The 20,621-nt window shown below is 65.5% G+C and carries 16 protein-coding genes; 11 read left to right on the plus strand and 5 right to left on the minus strand.

Annotated elements, in window-relative coordinates; genetic code table 11:
* The first annotated feature begins 173 nt into the window (after positions 1 to 173).
* Entirely contained in the window at positions 174 to 1,502 is a 1,329-nt protein-coding gene (locus ACP59X_RS06565; RefSeq protein ID WP_428566629.1) for a translocation protein TolB, read from the plus strand.
* A 246-nt stretch (positions 1,503 to 1,748) separates the two neighbouring features.
* Positions 1,749 to 2,264 (plus strand): peptidoglycan-associated lipoprotein Pal, encoded by a 516-nt coding sequence (gene pal, locus ACP59X_RS06570; RefSeq protein WP_428566632.1) that lies wholly within the window; start codon positions 1,749 to 1,751, stop codon positions 2,262 to 2,264.
* Positions 2,265 to 2,673: 409 nt separating this feature from the next.
* Here pal and ACP59X_RS06575 read toward each other — a convergent pair whose 3' ends face one another.
* A complete protein-coding gene (locus tag ACP59X_RS06575; RefSeq protein WP_428566636.1) occupies positions 2,674 to 4,491 on the minus strand; it encodes a methyl-accepting chemotaxis protein in 1,818 nt (605 codons plus the stop codon).
* A gap of 253 nt (positions 4,492 to 4,744) precedes the next feature.
* Positions 4,745 to 5,038, minus strand: a complete 294-nt coding sequence (locus tag ACP59X_RS06580) for a hypothetical protein (protein ID WP_428566639.1) — start codon at positions 5,036 to 5,038, stop codon at positions 4,745 to 4,747.
* A 152-nt stretch (positions 5,039 to 5,190) separates the two neighbouring features.
* Here ACP59X_RS06580 and ACP59X_RS06585 point away from each other — a divergent pair, with 152 nt between their 5' ends.
* Complete coding sequence (locus tag ACP59X_RS06585; protein ID WP_428569813.1) at positions 5,191 to 5,661, plus strand: phosphatidylglycerophosphatase A family protein; 471 nt, start codon at positions 5,191 to 5,193, stop codon at positions 5,659 to 5,661.
* Positions 5,662 to 5,679: 18 nt separating this feature from the next.
* Positions 5,680 to 6,474: a DUF6125 family protein gene (locus ACP59X_RS06590; RefSeq protein ID WP_428566642.1), complete on the plus strand. Its 795-nt coding sequence runs from the start codon at positions 5,680 to 5,682 to the stop codon at positions 6,472 to 6,474.
* 166 nt (positions 6,475 to 6,640) lie between these two features.
* On the opposite strand, the gene ACP59X_RS06595 is transcribed toward ACP59X_RS06590, so the two are convergent.
* Positions 6,641 to 7,810, minus strand: coding sequence for a BaiN/RdsA family NAD(P)/FAD-dependent oxidoreductase (locus ACP59X_RS06595; protein ID WP_428566646.1), 1,170 nt, complete (start codon positions 7,808 to 7,810; stop codon positions 6,641 to 6,643).
* A 115-nt stretch (positions 7,811 to 7,925) separates the two neighbouring features.
* On the minus strand, positions 7,926 to 11,171 hold the full coding sequence (locus ACP59X_RS06600) for a PAS domain S-box protein (RefSeq protein WP_428566649.1): 3,246 nt from the start codon (positions 11,169 to 11,171) through the stop codon (positions 7,926 to 7,928).
* Between the two features lie 657 nt (positions 11,172 to 11,828).
* Between ACP59X_RS06600 and ACP59X_RS06605 the strand changes: the two genes are divergently transcribed.
* The 7 genes from ACP59X_RS06605 (at position 11,829) to ACP59X_RS06635 (ending at position 19,274) form a co-directional block, all read left to right on the plus strand.
* Positions 11,829 to 13,859, plus strand: a complete 2,031-nt coding sequence (locus ACP59X_RS06605; RefSeq protein ID WP_428566654.1) for a HAMP domain-containing methyl-accepting chemotaxis protein — start codon at positions 11,829 to 11,831, stop codon at positions 13,857 to 13,859.
* A 680-nt stretch (positions 13,860 to 14,539) separates the two neighbouring features.
* Entirely contained in the window at positions 14,540 to 15,700 is a 1,161-nt protein-coding gene (locus ACP59X_RS06610) for a tyrosine-type recombinase/integrase (protein WP_428566657.1), read from the plus strand.
* Between the two features lie 54 nt (positions 15,701 to 15,754).
* Positions 15,755 to 16,120: a type II toxin-antitoxin system RelE/ParE family toxin gene (locus ACP59X_RS06615; RefSeq protein WP_428566660.1), complete on the plus strand. Its 366-nt coding sequence runs from the start codon at positions 15,755 to 15,757 to the stop codon at positions 16,118 to 16,120.
* A complete protein-coding gene (locus ACP59X_RS06620) occupies positions 16,107 to 16,415 on the plus strand; it encodes a helix-turn-helix domain-containing protein (RefSeq protein WP_428566665.1) in 309 nt (102 codons plus the stop codon). The genes ACP59X_RS06615 and ACP59X_RS06620 overlap by 14 nt, the downstream gene beginning before the upstream one ends.
* A gap of 108 nt (positions 16,416 to 16,523) precedes the next feature.
* Positions 16,524 to 17,243 (plus strand): hypothetical protein, encoded by a 720-nt coding sequence (locus tag ACP59X_RS06625; protein ID WP_428566669.1) that lies wholly within the window; start codon positions 16,524 to 16,526, stop codon positions 17,241 to 17,243.
* A 292-nt stretch (positions 17,244 to 17,535) separates the two neighbouring features.
* Positions 17,536 to 18,744, plus strand: coding sequence for an IS256 family transposase (locus ACP59X_RS06630; RefSeq protein ID WP_428558936.1), 1,209 nt, complete (start codon positions 17,536 to 17,538; stop codon positions 18,742 to 18,744).
* Between the two features lie 179 nt (positions 18,745 to 18,923).
* Entirely contained in the window at positions 18,924 to 19,274 is a 351-nt protein-coding gene (locus tag ACP59X_RS06635) for a hypothetical protein (RefSeq protein WP_428566671.1), read from the plus strand.
* A gap of 106 nt (positions 19,275 to 19,380) precedes the next feature.
* On the opposite strand, the gene ACP59X_RS06640 is transcribed toward ACP59X_RS06635, so the two are convergent.
* On the minus strand, positions 19,381 to 20,589 hold the full coding sequence (locus tag ACP59X_RS06640) for an IS256 family transposase (protein ID WP_428566674.1): 1,209 nt from the start codon (positions 20,587 to 20,589) through the stop codon (positions 19,381 to 19,383).
* Between the last annotated feature and the right edge of the window lie 32 nt (positions 20,590 to 20,621).

Consider the following 20,621-nt stretch of genomic DNA (forward strand, 5'->3'; position numbering starts at 1 on the left):
GGCGCACCCTTAGGCCGGGAAGGTTGCGGCAGCGGAAAAAACGGCTGCGGCCCATGGAAAACGCGGCCGGGAATTGCCCCGGCGGGGCGATCGGGCTATAGGCAGATGCAGGGCGGCCCCGCCGGACGGGGCGAAAACCAGTAACGAGCAACGAGCCTTTTAGGATTCGGACCATGACCATGCGCGCGAACATGCGGATTTTCGGAATTTTCGGGCTGTTGGCCCTGGTGCTTTGCCTGGCGGCCGGCCAGGCCTTGGCGCAGCAACAGACCTCCCTGGCCGTGGACATCCAAGGCCCGGGCCAGGCCAAGATGAACCTGGTCATGGCCCGGCCCTTCGCTGGCGGCGGCCAGCTCACCCCGGCCGACAAGCTCCAGGACCTCATCAACAAGGACTTGCAGTTCCTGCCTTTCTTGCAGCTCGTCCCGCCTTCGAGCATCCCCGGCCAAGTGGGGGGCGCCACGGCCGACCAGATCGATTTCAAGCCCTTTTCCATGGGCAAGATCGACGTGCTCGTGACCGCCAACTGGAAGCCCGGCCCCAACCTCGGCAGCGTGGAACTGCGCGCCTACGAGGTCTACACCCAGAAAGTCCTGGTGGGCAAAGGCTACGACGGCGTCACCGACGCCCAATTGCCGGACATCGCCGACCGGTTCTGCATGGAACTGATGCTGGCGCTCACCGGCCAGGGCGGCTTTTTCAATTCCCAGATCGCCTTCGTCAAGCCGAGCGGCGGCAAGGGCACGGACATCTGGACCGTGCGGCCCACCGGCCGGGGGCTTACCCGGGTGACCAGCTACAACGAGCTCGGCATGGCCGTGAGCCCCTCCTGGTCCTTTGACGGCCGGCGCATCGCCTTTACGCTCATCGGCTCGCGCTCCCACTACCTGGGCGTGTGGTCCGGCGGCGGCAAGCCGCAGGTCTACACCCTGCCGAGCACCAATGTGGTCAGCCCGCGCTTCCTGCCCGACGGCCAGATCGCCGTGAGCCTGGCCCTGCACGGCAAGGCCGACATCTATGTCCTTGGCGCCAACTACCAGCCCGGCCGGGCCATCGCCACCAGCCCCGGCATCGACGTCTCGCCGACCTTCGACGCCTCGGGCCGGCTGATGGCCTTCGTCTCCGACGAGACCGGCAGCCCCAACATCTATATCAAGGACGTCTCCGGCGGCTCGCCCCGGCGGCTGACTTCCTCGGGCTACAACACCAACCCGAGCATGAGCCCCGACGGCAAGCTCGTGGCCTTTACCAAGCAGCTCGGCGGCGCCCAGAAGGTCTTTGTCCACGACCTGTCCACGGGCCAGGAGACACAGGTGACCTCGGGTGGCGGGTCCGACGAGAACCCGTCGTTTTCGCCCGACGGCTACTTCATCGCCTTCTCCTCCACGCGCAGCGGCCAGAAGAAGATCTATGTGACCACGCGTCACGGCGCCCAGCCGGTCATGATCCCCACCGGGGACGGAGCGGCGCAGATGCCTTGCTGGGGGCCCCTGCCACAGTAGCAACGGCGCATGACGATCGTGTAATAGAGAAACGGTCAAGGAGTCCGGACGGCGTCCATGGAGTCGGGGAGTTCCATTGGAGGCAAAGCCTGCGGAAACGTCCCGCAATTCCCTGTTGCATTTTATTGCAAGAGGCGTAAACGGGGGCCGGTTCCGGTTGGCGCTTCGCCAGCGTCGTCGAGAACAGGCCAGGGGCAGGGCCCCTGGATTCGTAAAGCCCGGGCGGGCAATGTGAGGAGGAAGAAAATGATGCGTTCGAGGATTCTGGTTTTGTCGATGCTGGTGCTGCTGCTGTCCCTGACGGGATTCGGCTGCGCCAAGAAAGCCGGCGGCCCCGGCGACGGTTCCGGCACGAGCTGGGAGGAACAGGAGCGGCAGCGCCTGGAACAGGAACGGGCTCTGCGCGAGAAGATGGGGCAGGCGGCCAACGAGTTGGCCCAGATGGTCCACTTCGCTTTCGACAGCTCCAACCTGACTCCCGAGGCCCGGCAGATCCTGACCCGCAAGGCCGAGATCATGCGCCAGTACCCCCAGATCAAGGTGATCGTGGAAGGCAACTGTGACCAGCGCGGCACGGCCGAATACAACCTGGCCCTTGGCGAACGCCGGGCGCAGGCCTCGGCCCAGTACCTGACCAACCTGGGCATCGGCGCCGACCGCCTGTCCACGGTCAGCTACGGCAAGGAACGCCCCCTGGATCCGGGCACGGGCGAGGCCGCCTACGCCAAGAACCGCCGCGACGAGTTCCGCGCCACCTACTAGTCAGTTTTCACGACCTTGGGTCGCAAACGGCCGTCGGGGCAACCCGGCGGCCGTTTTTTATTGGGGTGAGGGCCGGCGGCCAGGGATCATGGAGATTGGCTCGGGCATGGAATTAAAGAGGCAGGCGCGGGCAGAGATAAATGAACGTGGCGCGGGTCCGGGACAAAAAAGATTCGCCGTGGTCGCGTCTTGCCGGGTGACCGGCCGTATCCGTCAGGTCGTGTCGGATCGTTTACGCGCTCGGGCGAATCGAGGGGGCGCTCAATCGCCCGGTATGGGAAGAAGAATTAACGGAAGCTACCCTCCGCTGCGGTGACGGCCAGTCTGCCCCGGACCTTCCAAGGCATTGCTTTCCGTTTACCGCCATCGGCTACGGCCTGGCAAGTGAAATCCGGTCCGGGGCGCGCCACTAGCCGTCGATGGTGCCGAGCCGGTCGATGAGCCCCGAAAGGGCGCCGGTCTGGTCGTGCAGGTTGCGGAAGTGCTGGGAGGCGTCCTCGGCCCGGTCGGCGTTGTCCCGGGCGATGCCGCTGACCTGGTCCATGCTGTCCATGATGGCCCGGGCCGAGGCGGCCTGCTGCTCGGCGGCGGCGGCGATGGCCCGGACCTGGGCGGCCGAGGCGTCGGCCGCGCCGAGGATGCGGCGCAGCATGTCGCCGGACTGCCCGGCCAGGGCGGCCGTGGCGTCCACGGCGTCCATGGTCCTGTCCATGGCCTCGGTGTTCTCCCGGGTCAGGGATTGGATGGTCTTGATATTGTCGCCGACCTCGCCCGTGGCGGCCATGGTTTTTTCGGCCAGCTTGCGGACCTCGTCGGCCACCACGGCGAAACCGCGCCCGGCCTCGCCGGCCCGGGCGGCCTCGATGGCGGCGTTGAGCGCCAGCAGGTTGGTCTGGTCGGCGATGTCCGAGATGACCTGGATGACCGCGCCGATGCCCTCGGAACGGACGCCGAGCTGGCCCATGTCGGTTTTGAGCGACTCGGCCATGGCCTTGAGCCGGCCCATGGCCCCCACCGTTTCCTTGACGATGGCTTCGCCATTGATGGCCGTTTCCCGGGTCTGGCCCGTGGCCTGGGAGGCGTCGGCGGCGTTTTGGGCCACCTCGGCCACGGCGTCGCGCATCTGCGCCATGGCGTCCACGGTCGCTTCCAGGCTTTCCTGCTGCTGCCGGGCACCCTGGTGGATGTCCTGGCCGAGGCTGGTCAGGTCGCGGGTGGCCGCGCCCACCTGGCCGGCCACGCTGGTCAGGCCCGAGACGGCCTCGCGCAGGGTGGCGTTGGCCGCCGCGGCGCGGTCGGCCGCTTCCCGGGCCGCAGCGGCCGCCTGGGCCGAGCGGGCCGCCTCGCGCATGGCTTCGGCCTCTTTGGCGGCCAGGGCCTCGAGGTTGCCCTTGAGCGCCCCGGCCATGTCCTCCAGGGCCCGCTGGAGCCGTCCCGTCTCGTTGTCGCCCTGGGCGTGCAAGTGCACGTCGAGGTCGCCGGCGGCGATTCGCCGGGCCGCCTCGGTGGTTTCGCGGATGGGCCGGACAATGCCCCGCGACAGCAGCAGGCCAAGCGGCAAAAGCACCAGCAGGAACATGACCGCGAACACCGCGCCGTCGATGAGGTTCATGCGGTCGCCCAGCGCCCGCATGCGCGCGGTGATATCCGCCGCCGCCTCGTCCACGTTGTCCACGTACACGCCCGTGCCGATCCAGTAGGGCGTGCCGGGGATCATGGCGGCATAGCCGAGCTTGGGCATCTCGCCCTTGCCGGGCTTGGCCCAGGTGAAGGTGACGAACCCGCCGCCGCCGGCCGCCGCCTTGGCCAGTTCGCGGACTGAAGAGACACCATCGGCGCCCTTGAGCTCGCCGAGGTCTTTGCCTGGCAGGCTGGGGTTGACCGGATGGGCCACGTTGGTGGTGCCGGTATAGACGAAGTAATAGCCCGAGCGGTCCTCCTCGAAAAACGCGTCCTTGATGGCCTGGCGCAGGAAAGCCATCCGGGCTTGGTCGTCGGAAAGGCCGGCCAGCGCTTGGGCCAGGGTCATGGCCAGGCTGTCCGTGGCTGTCTTGATCTTGGCCTTTTCGCCGGCAAGCATCACCCGCTTGGCCTCGGCCGCGCCGGCATCGGCCAGCTGCCAGGAGGAATAGGCGCCCACGCCGAAGATGACCGCGGCGGAAACGATGGAAATGGCACACAGGAGGAAGAGTTTTTGGCTGATGGACAAATTGTTCAAGGCGAACACTCCTTGCCTTGTCGTGGACGGGGAGGGCGGGCGGTGGCGGTCACCACCCGGGTAGGGCTTTGGCGGCCAGGTTGCGGCGCCAAAGGCGATCAGGCCGTTGCCGGTGGGATCAGGCGCCAACGCTGTTTCGGTTGCAGCGAACCCGCACCATGCGTGTTGTGTCTCTTAAAAATACGATGGTATTGCTTAAGAAAAAAAGGCATTCGGCGGTTTTGCCCTCGAAAAAGCCTTGATCCTCTCCGGGGGTGCGGCCCTAGGCCGTGGCGCCGAGAATGAGCAGGACCGCGTAGGCGGCGGTTGCGGCGAAAACGAAATTGCGCATGCCCCGGACAAACTGTTTGCGTTTGGCCAGCATGAACTCGATCATGCCCAGGCGCTCGTCGGGGCGGTCACGCATGTGCGGCAATCTGTCGACATAGTGGTCCATGTAGGCGTGGTCGGCCAGCAGCAGCAAATAGAGGCGAGGCCGGAAATAGAATCGGTAGTAGAGGCCGAAGGCGAGGAAATAGGCGACGAAGAGCACCATGGCGTAGCGCAGGCTGAGCATCGAGACCGTCCTTTCGGTGGGGAATCGCCCCCTTGGGCTTGCCGCCTTTTCCCACACTTCGCGGCCGAACTCAAGGGTGTGGCCCTTGCCCCGCCGTGCCCCCCGGTGTAGCCTCGCCCGCGCCAACCCATCCCCCTTCGGAGGCTTCGATGATGACCACGGGCGACCGCCTGTCCCTGCTCGTTTCGGGCCTGGGCCCCATCGGCAGGATCCGCTACGCTTCGGGAACCTGGGGCTCGGCCGCCGCCGCCCTGGCCGCGCCGGCCCTATTCCTGCCGCTGCCCTTTTTCGGCCGCCTGGTCGTTTTGGCGGCGCTTTTTTACGTCGGCGGCGTGACGGCCACGCGCACCGAGAAGCTGCTTGGCCGCAAGGACCCGGGCCACGTCGTCATAGACGAACTGGTCGGCCAGTGGATCACCTACCTGCCCTTTGCCGCGCTGCCCCCCTTGGAACTGGCGGCCGGGTTTTTCCTGTTCCGGGCTTTCGACATCCTCAAGCCGCCGCCCGTGCGCGCTTCGGAACGCTGGCTGCCCGATGGCTGGGGCGTGATGATCGACGACGTGCTGGCCGGGGTCTACGCCGCCGCCTGCCTGGCCGTGCTGCACTGGTTGCGCGGCGCCTGACCGCGAAAGGATGTCCGCATGAAAGACGCATCGCGTCCGCAAACCGTCCAGGAGGGCGCCGCCGCCGACCAGTCGGCCGGGCCGCAACCGGTTGCGTCCGAAACCGTCCTGGCCGGCCAGGTGGTTACGGCCGTACGCCAGATCGCCGTGCACTACGGGCTGTGGCTGGCCGAGGCCGCCCACCAGTTCGGCCCCGAGGCGGCCGTGGCCATGGAGGCCAAGGTGGGGGCGGCCTATCTGCCGCTGCTGACCCGGCGCATCGAACGGGCCTTGGGGCTTGCCGCCGACGTGCCGACCGTTCTGGCCGGCCTCGGCCGGGAGCGCCTGGAAGGCTTGCTGGGCGCCCTGGCCGTTTCCTGGCTGGCCGCCGACGGGGTCTGGTTCCGGGAGGTCGAGGACGCCCGGGGCATGCACGACGCCAAGCGGGTCAACGACACCTGCTGGTCGCGCCTGGGGCGCCTGGAGGCGGTCTGGGCCAGACAGGCCCTGGAACGGCCCGGGGCTGACGGGCTGGCGGTGCTGCGGGCGGCGCTTGGGATGCGGCTGGCCGGCCGGGTCAACGCCTGGGACATCGTCGAGGACGGGCCGCAGGGCTTCGTGCTGCGCATGGTGCGCTGCCGGGTGCAGTCCTCGCGGGCTCGCCAGGGCCTGCCGCCCTATCCGTGCGTTTCCGGCGGCACGGTGGAATTTAACGCCTTCGCCGCCGGCATCGATCCGGCCATCCGGGTGGACTGCGTCAGTTGCCCGCCCGAGGTCACCCGGGAGGATTGCGCCTGCGCCTGGCGCTTCACGCTGCCGGCTTCGGGAGCCTAACCGGTTTTTGTTCGGGCGCGCGCGTCCGGCAGCCGGGTTTGGCGGCCCGAAGCCTCGGGGGACACGCCCAACCAGCCGCTATCCGTGCCTTGCCCGTTACGGGAGTCCAGAGGGCGAAAGCCCTTTGGCCGCCGGAGGCTTTTCCCCTGACATCGCAGGCCCGACCTCAGGCACATTCCCCGGCCGCCGCCGCCGAGGCGAAGGCCCAGTGGAGGTTGAAGCCGCCCAGGCGGCCGGTGACGTCGAGCAGTTCACCGATGACGAAAAGGCCCGGCACGGCGGCCGCTTCCATGGTCTTGGAGGAAATGCCCCGGGTGTCCACGCCGCCCAGGGTCACTTCGGCCTTGTCGTAGCCGGCGGCCCGGGCCGGGGCGAAGGGAAAGGCGGTCAGCCCCTCGGCCAGCGCGCGCCGGGAGGCGGCCGAAAGCCCGGCCGCCGGGCCGGTGATCCCCAGGCGGGCGCACAGCGCCCCGGCCAGGCGCTTGGGCAGCAGCCCGGTCAGGGCGTTCTTGACGTCGTGGCGCCCGGCTGCGGCCAGCCGCTCCTCGATGGCGGCGATGTCGAGGCCGGGCAGGAAATCGAGGGACAGCGCCTGCCCTTCCCGCCAGAATAACGAGGCATCGAGCACTACCGGGCCGGAAAGCCCCTTGTGGGTGAAAAGCAGGTCGCCGCGCAGCTGCGCCGGGCCGGACAGGCCCACGAGCAGGGACACGCCGGCCAGTTCGCGGCAAAGGGCGGCCGTGTCCGGGCCGGCCAGAAGCGGCGCAAGCCCCGGGCACAGGGTCGTAACGGCCAGCCCCAGGCGCTTGGCCAAGTCGTAGCCCCGCTCCGTCGCCCCGAGCCCCGGCCAGGACCGGCCGCCCAGGGCCAGCACCAGCGACCGGCCCGTAACCGGGCCGGCGCCCGTGTCCACCACGAATCCCTCCCCCTGCCTGCGGACGTCGCCGATGGCCGTGCCGAGCAACAGCCGGGCGCCGGCCTGCCGTGCGTTTTCGACCAGGAACCGGGCCACGCCGGCCGCGCCGCCCGGACAGAAGACCTTGCCGCCGTCTTCCTCGGCCGTGGCTACGCCGGCACGGTGGAGCCGGCCAAGCAGGTCGTGGGGCGTGAACCGGGCCAGGGCGGATTTGACGAAATGGGGGTTGGCGCAACGGTAGTCGGCGGCGCTTACGGCCATGTTGGTGACGTTGCAGCGCCCGCCGCCGGAAGCGAGCACCTTGCGGGCGGCCTTTTGCCCGTGGTCGAGAACGGCCACGGCCCGGCCGCGCGCGGCGCAGGCCGCCGCGCAGGCAAGCCCCGAAGCCCCGGCCCCCAGGATGACGACATCGAAACCCATGCGGTGTTTCCCCGGGGCCGCCTTCGCGCGAGTGCCACGCAGGGCCACAGGCAGCGGCGCGTGGCGGGCCCCTTGAAGCCTACGATCGTGTTTGTTTAAGAAAAAGAAACGCTTCTCACGTATTGTCCGCGGAAAAGCCGCTGTCCCCCTGGCGGGCGCCATACGAGCCCGGGCCGATGGCCAGCCAGGCTTCCAGGACTTCCAGGAGGCGGGGCTTGGAGATGGGCTTGACCTGGAAATCGTCGCAGCCGGCGGCCAGGGCCTTGCGGCGGTGCTCCTCGAAGGCGTGGGCGGTCAGGGCCACCACGGGCGTGCGCGGCCGGCCCAGTTCCGCCTCCAGGCGGCGCAGGGCCTCGGTGGTGGCCAGGCCGTCGAGGCCGGGCATCTCCAGGTCCATGAGCACGATGTCGAAGGGGCGCTCGCGCACAAGCGCCAGGCCGGCCTCGCCGCTGGGGGCCCAGGCCAGGTCGAAGCGCGTGCCTTCGAGCATGAGCCGAGTCACTTCGGCGTTGCTCGGGCTGTCCTCGACCAGCAGCACCGCGCCGCGCGCGGTCGGTGCGGCGGGGGACCGCCCGGGCGCGGCCGCGTCGGCCCGGGCGGCCGGCGGGGCCGGGCGCAGGGGCAGGGTGAGGGTGAACACCGAACCCTGGCCGGGGATGCTCTCCACGGACAGCCGGCCGCTCATGAGCTCCACGAGCTTTTTGCAGATGGCCAGGCCCAGGCCCACGCCGCCGAACTGGCGGCTGGTCGAGGCGTTGGCCTGGGTGAAACGCTCGAAGATGCGGTCGCGTTGTTCCGGATCGATACCGATGCCGGTGTCGCGCACGGCCAGGCGCAGCAGGGGGCCGTCCTGGGGCGTTTCCATGCGGCCGACCTCCAGGGCGATGCCGCCTTTTTCGGTGAACTTGACGGCGTTGCCGAGCAGGTTGACCAGCACCTGGCGCAGGCGGTCGGGGCTCAGCAGCAGCCGGGGCGGCAGCTCCCCGCCCACCTTCTCCAGGGCGATGGCCAGGTTCTTGCGGGCCGCGTCCGGCCGCATCATCGCCACGAGCTCGGCGGCCATGGCCATGACGTCGCAGGCCCGTTCCTCCATGATGAGGCCGCCGGCCTCGATCTGGGACAGGTCGAGGATGTCGCCCAGAAGGGCCATGAGATTGGCGCCGGCGATCTCGATGGCGGCCAGGGCCCGGGCCTGTTCCGGGGGCAGGTCGGCCGCGGCCAGTACCGAGGCCATGCCGAGGATGGTGTTCATGGGCGTGCGGATCTCGTGGCTCATGGTGGAGAGGAAATCGCTTTTGGCCCGGTTGGCGGCTTCGGCGGCCTCCTTGGACCGGCGCAGGGCCTGTTCCATGGCCTTGCGCTCGGTGATGTCCACGAGCACGGACAGGATGCAGGATTCGCCAAAGGCCTGGATGGGCACGGAGGAGACCAGGGCGATGACCGTGGAGCCGTTTTGGTGGCGCATGGCCAACTCCTTGCCCACCACGGCGCCGGCCTGGGCCAGTTCGTCCACGAAGGCCTGCCGTTCCTGCGGGTCGCCCCAGACATCGAGGGCCAGGGTGGACTGGCCGGTGACGCCGGCCTTTTCGTAACCGAACATGCGGGCTCCGGCCTCGTTGATGTCGATGATGCGGCCGTCGCGGCGGGAGGTGACGCACAGGCCGACCAGGGACAGGCGGAAGATCTTGGCCAGTTGGTCCTGGCTCTCGCGCAGGGCGGCCTCGTCCTTCTTGCGCCGGGTGATGTCCGTGAGGCTGCCGGCCATGCGCACGACCTGTCCCGAGGCATCCCGCAGGCTGCCACCCCGGCCGATCACGTGGCGGTAGTCGCCGTCGGCGTGGCGCAGCCGGTATTCCATGGAAAAGGTGTCGATCTCGCCGTCGGCGCAGCGTTTGTGTTCGCGGATGACGGCCTCGGCATCCTCGGGGTGCAGCCGGCCGGTCCAGGCGTCCATGCGCGGCTCCAGGGCCTGGGGCGCCAGGCCGAGAATGTCGGCGTAACGCGGGGAATAATAGACGATGTCGCGGCCGAGGTCCCAGTCCCAGATGCCGTCATTGGAGGCCCGGGCCACCAGGGCGTAGCGGGCTTCGCTGGCGGCCAGGGCATCGGTTGCCCGCATCCGCTCGGTGATGTCGCTGCCCACGCACAAAAAGGCGTCGCTTTGCTGCGGGGAAGATTCGATGCGGCGGATGGACCAGGCGATCCAGCGCGTGTGGCCGTCGCGGCTGCGATGGGGCCTGTCCAGGGAACCGGTGCCGTCGGCGCTGTCGGCCACGCCGGCCAGGATGTCCCGCCAGGGCCAGGGGCAGGGCCTGGCGGCGTCGGGGTCGTCGGTGAGCTGGCCGAGTTCGCGGCCGAGCATCTGTTCCTGGGGGTAGCCGAAGACTCGTTCGGCGAAGGGGTTGCAGAAAACGACCCGGCCGAGGCTGTCCAGGCGCACGATGACGCTGGCCGCGCTTTCCACCAGTTCGCGGTACCGGCGTTCGTTTTGACCGGCGGCGTCGAGCAGGTCGTGCAACCGTTCGGTCTGGCGGCGCACGGTGCGGCGCAGCAAGGCGTTGACCGCCAGGAGCACGGCGGCGGCCACGGCCAGGCCGGTGACGGCCAGCAGGGCGTAGCGGAACTTCTCCGAGGGAAAAAGCACCTCGCCGCGCCACCGCTTTTCGATGTCCTCGGACTGCTTGGGCGTAATGCGGGCGAAACCGTTGTCGACAAAGCGCAGCAGGTCTTCGTCGCCCTTGCGCACGGCCCGGTGGAACTGGCCGGTATAGAGGGTGAAGGCCAGGCGGAAGTCCTCCTCCAGGCCGAATTTATAGAGGTAGTGCAGGGCCGGCGGCTTATCCACGCAAAAAATTTTGACCTTGCCCTCGCCGGCCGCCCGGACAACGGCCTCGTAATCGTCGAAGTAGACCAGCGGGCCGACCCCGGCGGCGGTGAGCCGCTCGACGCTGGCGTCGCCGCGCTTGACGCCCACGGGAAACCCCCGAAGCGAGGCGGCGTCGCGTATGCCGCCCAGGTCCTTGTGCACGAAGACCGGGACGTCGAGGGCCACCGTCGGCGGGGAGAAAGCGTATTCCTTGCGGCGTTCCTCGGTCTCGAACAGGGTGTCGATGACGTCGGCCTTGCCCCGGCGCATGAGGTCCTGGGCCGCGTTCCAGTCGATGGCGATGATGGTGACCGGAACGCCGGTGATTTTTTCCCACAGCCGCCAGGAATCCACCAGGATGCCCTGGGCCGCGCCCTTGGCGTCGTGGAACACGTAGGGGGGGTAGTCGTGGTCCATGACCACGGACAGGCTGCGGGGCGGTGTCGGCTGGGCCTGGGCGTAAAGGGCCCACAGGGCGAGGCTGGCCAACAGCAAGAACAGCCCGCGCCCGTAGGGCCGACGGCCGGCCCGCGATCCGCCGACGGCCCGTCCCTGGCCATGCGGGTGCGGGTGGTGGAGGCCCGCAAGCCGCGGTCCGTCACCGGCGCAACCCTTCGGCCTCCCTTCGCCGCAAAGCGCAGGGGTGGAGTCTGACGAGGCGATGCCGTGGGGGAGGCGCATGGGGAGGGCCGGCTAGGTCGCGGGCGTTGGGCCGGATGCGGCCGCGTCGCCATGGCATGAATGACAGGTGCTGTCGGGGCGGCAGGGGCATGGGGCGGTGCATCGGCGAATCATGGGGATATCCTTGGGCAAGGGGAAACCTGCTCCCCGAGCCTTGCCTGGGACGGACTATAGGCATGAGCCGGGGCCGGGAGCAAGCCCTCCTTGCCGGGTACGGGCAGTGCCCCGGCTGGAAAAGAGGTGCCGGCCGAATGCATTCTTCCCTTTGAGGCAAGGCCGGAATGTGGTATATGGTATTCTCTCCCCTCGCCAGCAAGCGTCGAGGTCGGACGTTGCACCGTATACGATCGTGTTTGCTGTGCGCACGGCGGGCTATCGGAAGGGGATGTCGTTTCCGTGCTGGAAGCGAGGGGTATCGTCAACGCTTTGCATGAACCAAGGGGGGCGGGCATGTCGCACGCGAGGAGCCTGTTGAGGCGATTGGGTTTCAAGCTCGGGGCCAGCTACGTCATTTTGGTCGTCGCCATAGCCGTCGTGGGCTACACCGGCTTTTACGCCGCCAAAACCATCAGCGACAACCTGGACCAGTTGTTCACGCGGTTTCTGCCCAGCGTCGACTTTCTCATCGAGGCCGACCGTGATTTGCATCAGTTGCTGGTGGCCGAGCGGACCATGATGTTCACGGCGCCGAGCACCGATGCCTTCGGGGAACTCCAGGAGACCTACGCCCTCAACCTCAAGCAGGCCAAGGACCGGTTCGGCTCGTTCAAGAAGCTTACGACCACGGCCGAGGAAAAACAGCTGGCCGGGCAGTTCGACCAGGCCATGCGCCAGTGGGAGGGGGTCTCGGCCAAGGCGGTCAAGGAGCGCCAGCGGGGCGGCGACGAGGCGACGGCGGCGGCCATGGCCCTGACCAAGGGCGAGGCCAACGAGAAGTTCGAGTACATGCGGGAATTCATCAACAAGCTCACCGAGATCGAGCTCGGCTACGCCGATGCGAAAAACAAGCAGTCCCAGGCCCTCTACGAGCAGTCGCGCACCATCATCACGGCCCTCACCGCGGCCATGGTGCTCTTTGCCGCCTGCACGGGCTATCTGCTCGTGCGTGGCGTGCGGCGCAGCCTCGGCGGCGAGCCCGAGGAGATCGCCGCCATCGCCAGGCGCGTGGCCGTCGGCGACCTGAGCCTCGATTTCCACGACACGGGCCATCCGCAAAGCGTGTACGAAGCCATGCGGGCCATGGTCCAGGCCTCGCGTCTCGTGGCCGAGGCCGTGGCCAAGCTGGCCAAGGGCGACCTGGAGGTCAGCGTGACCGAGCGGTCCCAGGAGGATGCGTTGTTGCGCTCGCTGGCGGCGCTGGTCGGCGCGGAACGGGACATCGTGGCCATGGCCCGCAAGCTGGCCCTGGGCGACATCGACGTCACCGTGGTCAAGCGTTCGGAACAGGACGCGCTCTTGGCCGCCTTCGAGGGCCTGGTGACCGCCGAAAAGGGTATCGCCGACGTCATGGGCCGCTTGAGCCAGGGCGACCTGACGGTCCGGGTGCCCATGCGCGACCAGGCCGACGTGCTCCTGCGCTCGCTTGGCACCATGATCGACCGGGTCAGTGGCGTGATCCGCGAGGTCCAGGGCGGTTCGGTCAACGTGGCCTCGGGCAGCGAGGAATTGAGCGCTTCGTCGTCCTCCCTGTCCCAGGGATCGACGGAACAGGCGGCCGCGGTCGAGGAATCCTCCTCGGCCATGGAGGAGATGGCGGCCAGCATCAGCCAGACCGCCGACAACGCCAGGCAAACCGAAGCCATCGCCCTCAAGGCGGCCAAGGACGCCCAGTCCTCGGGCGAGGCGGTGGTGCGGACCGTGACCGCCATGAAGGCCATCGCCGCCAAGATCGGCATCATCGAGGAAATCGCCCGGCAGACGGACTTGCTGGCCTTAAACGCCGCCGTGGAGGCGGCCAGGGCCGGGGAGCACGGCCGGGGATTCGCCGTGGTGGCCGCCGAGGTCCGCAAACTCGCCGAGCGCAGCCAGGCGGCGGCCTCGGAAATCACGGGCCTGGCCGCCTCCTCCACGGACATCGCCGAGAAGGCCGGCCAGCTTCTGGAACGGCTCGTGCCGGACATCCAGCGTACGGCCGACCTGATCCAGGAAATCAATGCCGCAAGCCAGGAGCAAAGCCAGGGCGCCAGCCAGGTCAACCAGGCCCTGCAACAGCTCGACCAGGTGATCCAGCAAAACGCGGCCGCGGCCGAACAGATCGCCTCCACTTCCGAGGAACTCTCGGCCCAGGCGGCCCAGTTGCAGCACACCAGCGCCTTTTTCCGCCTGACCGCCGAACCCGCCGGGGATTTCGCCCGGTTCGCCCCGCAGCCTGGGCAGATTCCGGCCGTCCGGCCCCTGGCCCGCGGGGCCAGGACAGCGCCCGACAAGGCTGCGCTGGGGTCGGGCACGCGCATCCGCATGGATGCGGACGACGTGGACAAGGGGCATTACGAACCGTTCTGAGCCCGGGCCGGGTGTTGGGCGGCCGTGCCCCGCCTGGCCATGCCGCCGCGGCAACGGCCGGCTGGATTGAACGCGCAGGCCGGAAGACGGCGCACCAGGGCAAGCGCCGCGGGTTGCCCGTTGCCCGCGCCGCCGCCTGTCCGGGCGTCTGTCGGCCGGCACAGGCCGGGCACGCGTTCCACACGGGCGAGGGGGAGGCGCCGGGGGCTTGCCGTTCGCTGGTTGCGCCGTGGCCGTGGCCCGGGGCATGGGCGGGGAGTGCCTTTCACGATATGCCCGAGGCGTTGGAGCAGGGGGCCAAAGGCGCAGCCGCCCTATGGGGTCCCGAGGCCCCGTCCCCCGGCGCAGACGCTGCGGGAGCGTGGCGCCGTACGTGCAAAAGCAAAAGGTCCCAAGGGGATTCTCCCTTGAGACCTTCGTAAGTGGCCGCAGCCACTCTTCTTGATCTGGCGGGGCCGACGAGACTTGAACTCGCGCCCTCCGACGTGACAGGCCGGCGGGCTCCATTTTTACTGATTCGTACCTGATTTTATATCCTGCTATTTTAATGGCTTTTTCAGGATGCCTTTTCGTATTGACTTCTACCGAAAGCCATCTATTTTGACTCCAGGTGTGGGGGATAGTGTGGGGGACGCATTCCTCCGACCTTCCGCCAAAGCCCTCCGACCATGGAGACCATCATGCCGAAGCAGGAACGCTTCAAGACCGACTACCCTGGCGTCACGTTCATCATGGGCACAGCTGTAACCAACGGCAAGCCCGAGCGCATCTATTTCATCCGCTACCGCCGCGACGGCAAGCTCATCGAGGAAAAGGCCGGCCGCCAGTTCCAGGACGCCATGACCCCCGCACGGGCGGCGCGCATCCGGGCGGAACGCATTGAGGGCAAGGCGCTATCGAATCAGGGCCGCCGGGATGCCATCCAAGCCGCCAAGGACGCTGAAGCCAACCGCTGGACGCTCACCCGCATATGGGGTGAATACAAAAGCCATCGCCAGGAAGGGAAGGGCCTTCGGACCGACGACGGCCGTTTTCACCTGCACCTTGCTCCCGCTTTTGGGGACAAGACCCCGGATGAAATTATCACTCTGGACGTGACCCGGCTGCGTTCCAAGCTCGCCAAGACCAAGGCCCCGCAGACGGTGAAATCCGTTCTGGCTCTGCTCAAGCGAATCATCGCTTACGGCGTCAAGCAGGGGCTTTGCTCGAACCCCGATCCCGGACGGCTCTCCATCGATCTGCCCAAGGTGGATAACGAGAAGATGGAAAGCCTGACCCCGGACGAACTCTCCCGCCTGTTGGCTGCCCTGGATGAAGAGACCAATATCGACGTGGCCAACATGATGCGACTGGCGCTTTTCACGGGGATGCGCCGGGGAGAACTTTTCAAGCTCCAATGGGAGGACGTGGATTTCCTGCAAGGCTTCATCACCCTCCGCGACCCGAAGGGTGGCCGGGACCAGAAAATCCCCATGAGCGACCCGGCCCGGCAGGTGCTGGAAAGCCATCCGCGCACAGAGAGCCCCTATGTCTTCCCCGGGCGCGGTGGCGGACAGCGCACCGACGTGCGCCGCATGGTGGATCGGGTGAAGCAACGGGCGGGCTTGCCCGAGGATTTCCGTCCCCTGCATGGCCTGCGGCACACCTATGCGTCCCTTCTGGCCTCATCGGGCAAGGTTGACCTTTACACCCTGCAAAAGCTCATGACCCATAAAAGCCCTAAAATGACGCAGCGATATGCGCATTTGGCCGACGAAGCGCTCAAGCGGGCGGCGGATGTCGCCGGGGATATCATGAACGGAATCCAGTCGGAGCCGAAAAAGCTGCTCGGTGTGAAATAGCCCGGGGTCGCCAGTGTCTGCATTGACTTTGTACGCCATTGGATTACTCGTGTTATGACGAAGTTGCTCACAGTGATTGAGACCCCCACGTTTTTGCGGGACGTCAAACGGGTCGGGCTGTCTGAGGAAGAGCACCGGAGCCTCGTCAATTTTTTGGCCGCGAATCCTTCGGCCGGCGTGCTCATGGAAGGTACGGGCGGGGTGCGCAAAGTCCGCTTTGCCGGGGAAGGGCAGGGTAAGAGCGGGGCTTATCGTGTCGTGTACTATTTTCACGATCTCAGCATCCCGCTTTTCGCCTTGGCCCTGTTCGCCAAAAACGAGAAGGCGAACCTGACCATGGCCGAACGCAACGAACTTCGGGCGATTCTGCCCCGGATCGTCCAGGAATACCGCGAGGGAACCAAACATGGGAGAGGGTAGCCGCATTCTTCAGGGCGCACGCGAGGCCCTGGCCATTGCCCGGGGCGAGATGCCCGAAAAGAACTACGCCGTTCATATCCCCGAAACGGTGGACGTGCGACGCATCCGGGAAAAGCTCCAGATGACCCAAGCGGAGTTTGCCCGTGTCTTCGGCTTCAAGCTCGCCACGCTTCGGCACTGGGAACAGAAATCCCGCAACCCGGAAGGCCCGGCAAGGGCGTACCTGCTTGTCATTGACCGCGAACCGGACGTGGTGCGCCGTGTCCTGCGGGAACCCGGCCAGGATTGCTTGTAGATGATTCTTCCAGGGCCTAGAGACGGATTAGCTACCCGTCTTGAAACACCGCTTCCCTTGGCGGTTGGCCCTGGGATTTTTCAAGGGATATGCTGAAGGGGGCGAGTGATGCCAGTATTGGAGTTGACAGGAGATTTGGACAATGATTTTTTGGTTTTCCATGGGAAAGCGGCTTTTGTGGATAATGAAATTTTGTATATTCAGTATTTACAGGCAAATATAGTAAAAAGGTCGGTGGATAGTGTTGGGGTAGAAAATTATACGGATGATAATATTGTCGGCGTCCCTGTGACTCTTCTTAATCGTATTCTCTCTTGTCCGAGTCTTGAAGAAATTGACAATAAATTCAATCAAACATTTGTGCCAGGGATGACGGCTGGGCTTATTCTATTAAATACATGGGATATGGTTAATGCCGGAATAGTTGATCCGAGTCTAAATAAAGCACAATATCTTACTCAGAAAGCTATGTTAGATGTTTGTAAAGAAAAGAAAGGGTCAACCGGAGAAATTGCTAAATATTGGAAGAAGTATAAGCCTGTGTGTCATATGTGGGCTGCTATTTTTACGTTTATTTACAGCTTAAAAAAGAAAATACGACCGACTGATACGCCTGCTCTGGTTGCATTGGCGGAAAGATACAGAGATTTTGGTGAAAATCATATCTTTTTACGGCAGGGTGTAAGTGGTCCGTTAATTACTCCCGGAACCTGCTGGCGGGCTCCAGATGACTATACGCAGCCAGACGTTCAAATGTCAGTCAATCCAAGGGCAGACATTGAGAAAAAACTTGAGAGCTATAAAACTGAGAAGGGGTGGCAACGGTAATGGACGACTAGGGGAAATATATTTCCACTAGTGGAAAAAGTTTTCTCCCACTAGTCACGATATTCCTTTGCTCTATTTTGAGGGCCGTAGACTGATTTTCCAGTCTGCGGCCCTTTTAATTTTCAGGGAGAGTGAAGGGAAATGGGTAGCGTCCACGGAGGTGGTGTAAATTCTGAAGTCGTCCAGGCCGGGGGAGAGCCTCCGGCCCGGACGGAATGGGCGAGGTGGCCATCGGGTCAATTGGCTGTAAGGTGAAGTTACGACGCCGCACCTGCAACCAAAGGAGACCACGATGGCCGAGGACAGCATGGCATTAATCGAGCTGATGCAAAAGGCCGACGGCGGCGATTTTCTCCGCTCCCTGGCGGAAGCCGTCCTGCAGCTTCTCATGGAAGCCGATGTGGACGGCCTCATCGGGGCCAGCCGCCACGAGCGAAGCCCCGAGCGAGTCAGCTACCGCAACGGCTACCGTGACCGCAGCCTTGATACCCGCATCGGCTCCTTGCAACTGCGCATCCCCAAGCTGCGCCAGGGCAGCTACTTTCCGCCCTTCCTGGAGCCACGCAAGACCAGCGAACGCGCCTTGGTGGCCGTCATCCAGGAAGCCTGGATCGGCGGCATCTCCACGCGGCGCGTGGATGATCTGGTCCAGGCCATGGGCCTTTCCGGCATCTCCAAGTCCCAGGTGTCCAAGCTGTGCAAGGACATTGATGAACGGGTCCATGCCTTTCTTTCTCGGCCGCTGACCGGCGAATGGCCCTATTTGTGGCTGGACGCAACCTACCTCAAGCAGCGCGAAGGCGGCCGGGTGGTCAGCGTCGCCGCCATAATCGCCGTGGCGGCGAACACCGAAGGCCGCAGAGAAATCGTGGGACTGCACATCGGCCCCAGCGAGGCCGAGCCGTTCTGGTCTTTTTTCCTCAAAAGCCTTCTTCGTCGGGGACTTGGCGGCGTGAGGCTTGTCGTCTCCGACGCCCATGAAGGCCTCAAGGCCGCCATGGCCAAGACGTTCGGGGCCACGTGGCAACGCTGCCGGGTCCACTGGATGCGAAACGCCTTGGCCCGGGTTCCCAAGTCCCAGCACGCCATGGTCTCGGCCGCCCTGCGCCAGGCCTTTTTACAGCCGGATGCGGCCAACGCCAGCCAGACCTGGCGGCATGTCGCCGATCAGCTTCGTGGAAAATGGCCACGGCTCGCCAGCTTCATGGACGAAACCGAGCACGACGTGCTGGCCTACATGACCTTCCCGGCGCAGCATCGGGTCAAGCTGCACAGCACCAATCCGCTGGAAAGGCTCAATAAAGAAGTGAAGCGGCGGGCGGACGTAGTCGGCATCTTCCCCAACGAACAGTCCATCATCCGGCTCATCGGGGCCATCTTACTGGAGCAAAACGACGAGTGGCAGCTGCAAAGCCGCTACATGCAGGTCGAGGCCATGGCCGAACTCAACACCCAACCAAACGAGGCGCAGCCAGCCCAAATTCCACCAAGAGCAGCCTGACCGAGGGCCACCTCAAGCACACCAGAATTTACACCACGTTGACGGACGTGACCGCCCGCCTCTGTACGTCCAGTTGCGGGAATATGCCGCCCTGGTCGAGGCTGAGGCGAAAGCCGAAACGGTGGAGGCTGGTACGGTGAAGGTCTGAGTGCAGGCACGAAAGTTCAGAATCCTGAACAATGGGCGGTCTGTTCCCTCGCGGGAGCGGGCCGCTTTCCTTTTGCGGGCCTGTCCCCCATCTGTCCCCCCGGCAGGATGACAAGCGACTGGAATTGCTTAAAGACGGCGAATCGCCGTTTTTGAAATGGCGTTCGATTGCGTTCGTCTGCGTTCGCGGCTTACTTGCTGCCGCCGAGGTCCGTAGCGCCCTGTTTTCGCGTCCTGGCTGTCTGTCCGGGCAAAGTGCCATGGGCGGGGCTGGCGTCGATCCTGCGGGCGGATATGGCGCGTGGCAAAAGTTGAGAATCGTCAACTTTGAAATGGGGGCGGGAACCCCATTTGGCCAGGCCGTCAAAGTTGCAAATTCGTAAGATTGGAAACGGTCCGATTTCGGACCTATTCGCCGGCCCAAGCGAAACCTCCGGGTCACGACCGTCAACGTGGTGTAAATTCCAGCGTGCTTGAGGTGGCAATCGGTCAGGCTGCCCTGGGTGGAATTTGGGCTGGCTGCGCCTCGTTGGATTGGGTGTTGAGTTCGGCCATGGCCTCGACCTGCATGTAGCGGCTTTGCAGCTGCCACTCGTCGTTTTGCTCCAGCAAGATGGCCCCGATGAGCCGGATGATGGACTGCTCGTTGGGGAAAATGCCGACCACGTCCGCTCGCCGCTTCACCTCTTTGTTCAGCCTTTCCAGCGGATTGGTGCTGTGCAGCTTGACCCGGTGCTGTGCCGGGAAGGTCATGTAGGCCAGCACGTCGTGCTCGGTTTCGTCCATGAAACTGGCGAGTTTTGGCCATTTGCCGCGAAGCTGGTCAGCGACATGCCGCCAGGTCTGACTGGCGCTGGCTGCGTCTGGCTGCAAAAAGGCCTGCCGTAGGGCGGCGGAAACCATGGCGTGCTGCGATTTAGGGACGCGAGCCAAGGCGTTTCGCATCCAGTGGACCCGGCAGCGCTGCCATGTGGCCCCGAACGTCTTGGCAATGGCGGTTTTGAGACCTTCATGGGCATCGGAGACGACCAGCTTCACGCCGGTGAGCCCTCGACGAAGAAGGCCTTTGAGGAAAAAAGACCAAAACGGCTCGGCTTCGCTGGGGCCGATGTGCAGCCCCACGATTTCCCGGCGGCCTTCGGTGTTCGCCGCCACGGCGATTATGGCGGCGACGCTGACCACCCGGCCGCCCTCGCGCTGCTTGAGGTAGGTCGCGTCCAGCCACAAGTAGGGCCACTCTCCCGTAAGCGGCCGAGAAAGAAAGGCATGGACCCGTTCATCGATGTCCTTGCACAGCTTGGACACCTGGGACTTTGAGATGCCGGAAAGGCCCATGGCTTGGACAAGATCATCCACGCGCCGCGTCGATATGCCGCCGATCCAGGCCTCCTGGATGACGGCCACCAAGGCGCGCTCGCTGGTCTTGCGCGGCTCCAGGAAGGGCGGAAAGTAGCTGCCCTGGCGCAGCTTGGGGATGCGTAGCTGCAGGGAGCCGACGCGGGTATCAAGGCTGCGGTCCCGGTAGCCGTTGCGGTAGCTGACTCGCTCGGGATTTCGTTCATGGCGGCTGGCTCCGATCAGGCCGTCCACATCGGCTTCCATGAGAAGCTGCAAAACAGCTTCCGCCAGGGAGCGCAAAAAATCGCCGCCGTCGGCCTTTTGCATCAGCTCGATTAATGCCATGCTGTCCTCGGCCATCGTGGTCTCCTTTGGTTGCAGGTGCGGCTTCG

Origin of the sequence: Solidesulfovibrio sp. DCME (genome assembly GCF_049995385.1) — a bacterium.
GTDB lineage: Bacteria > Desulfobacterota > Desulfovibrionia > Desulfovibrionales > Desulfovibrionaceae > Solidesulfovibrio.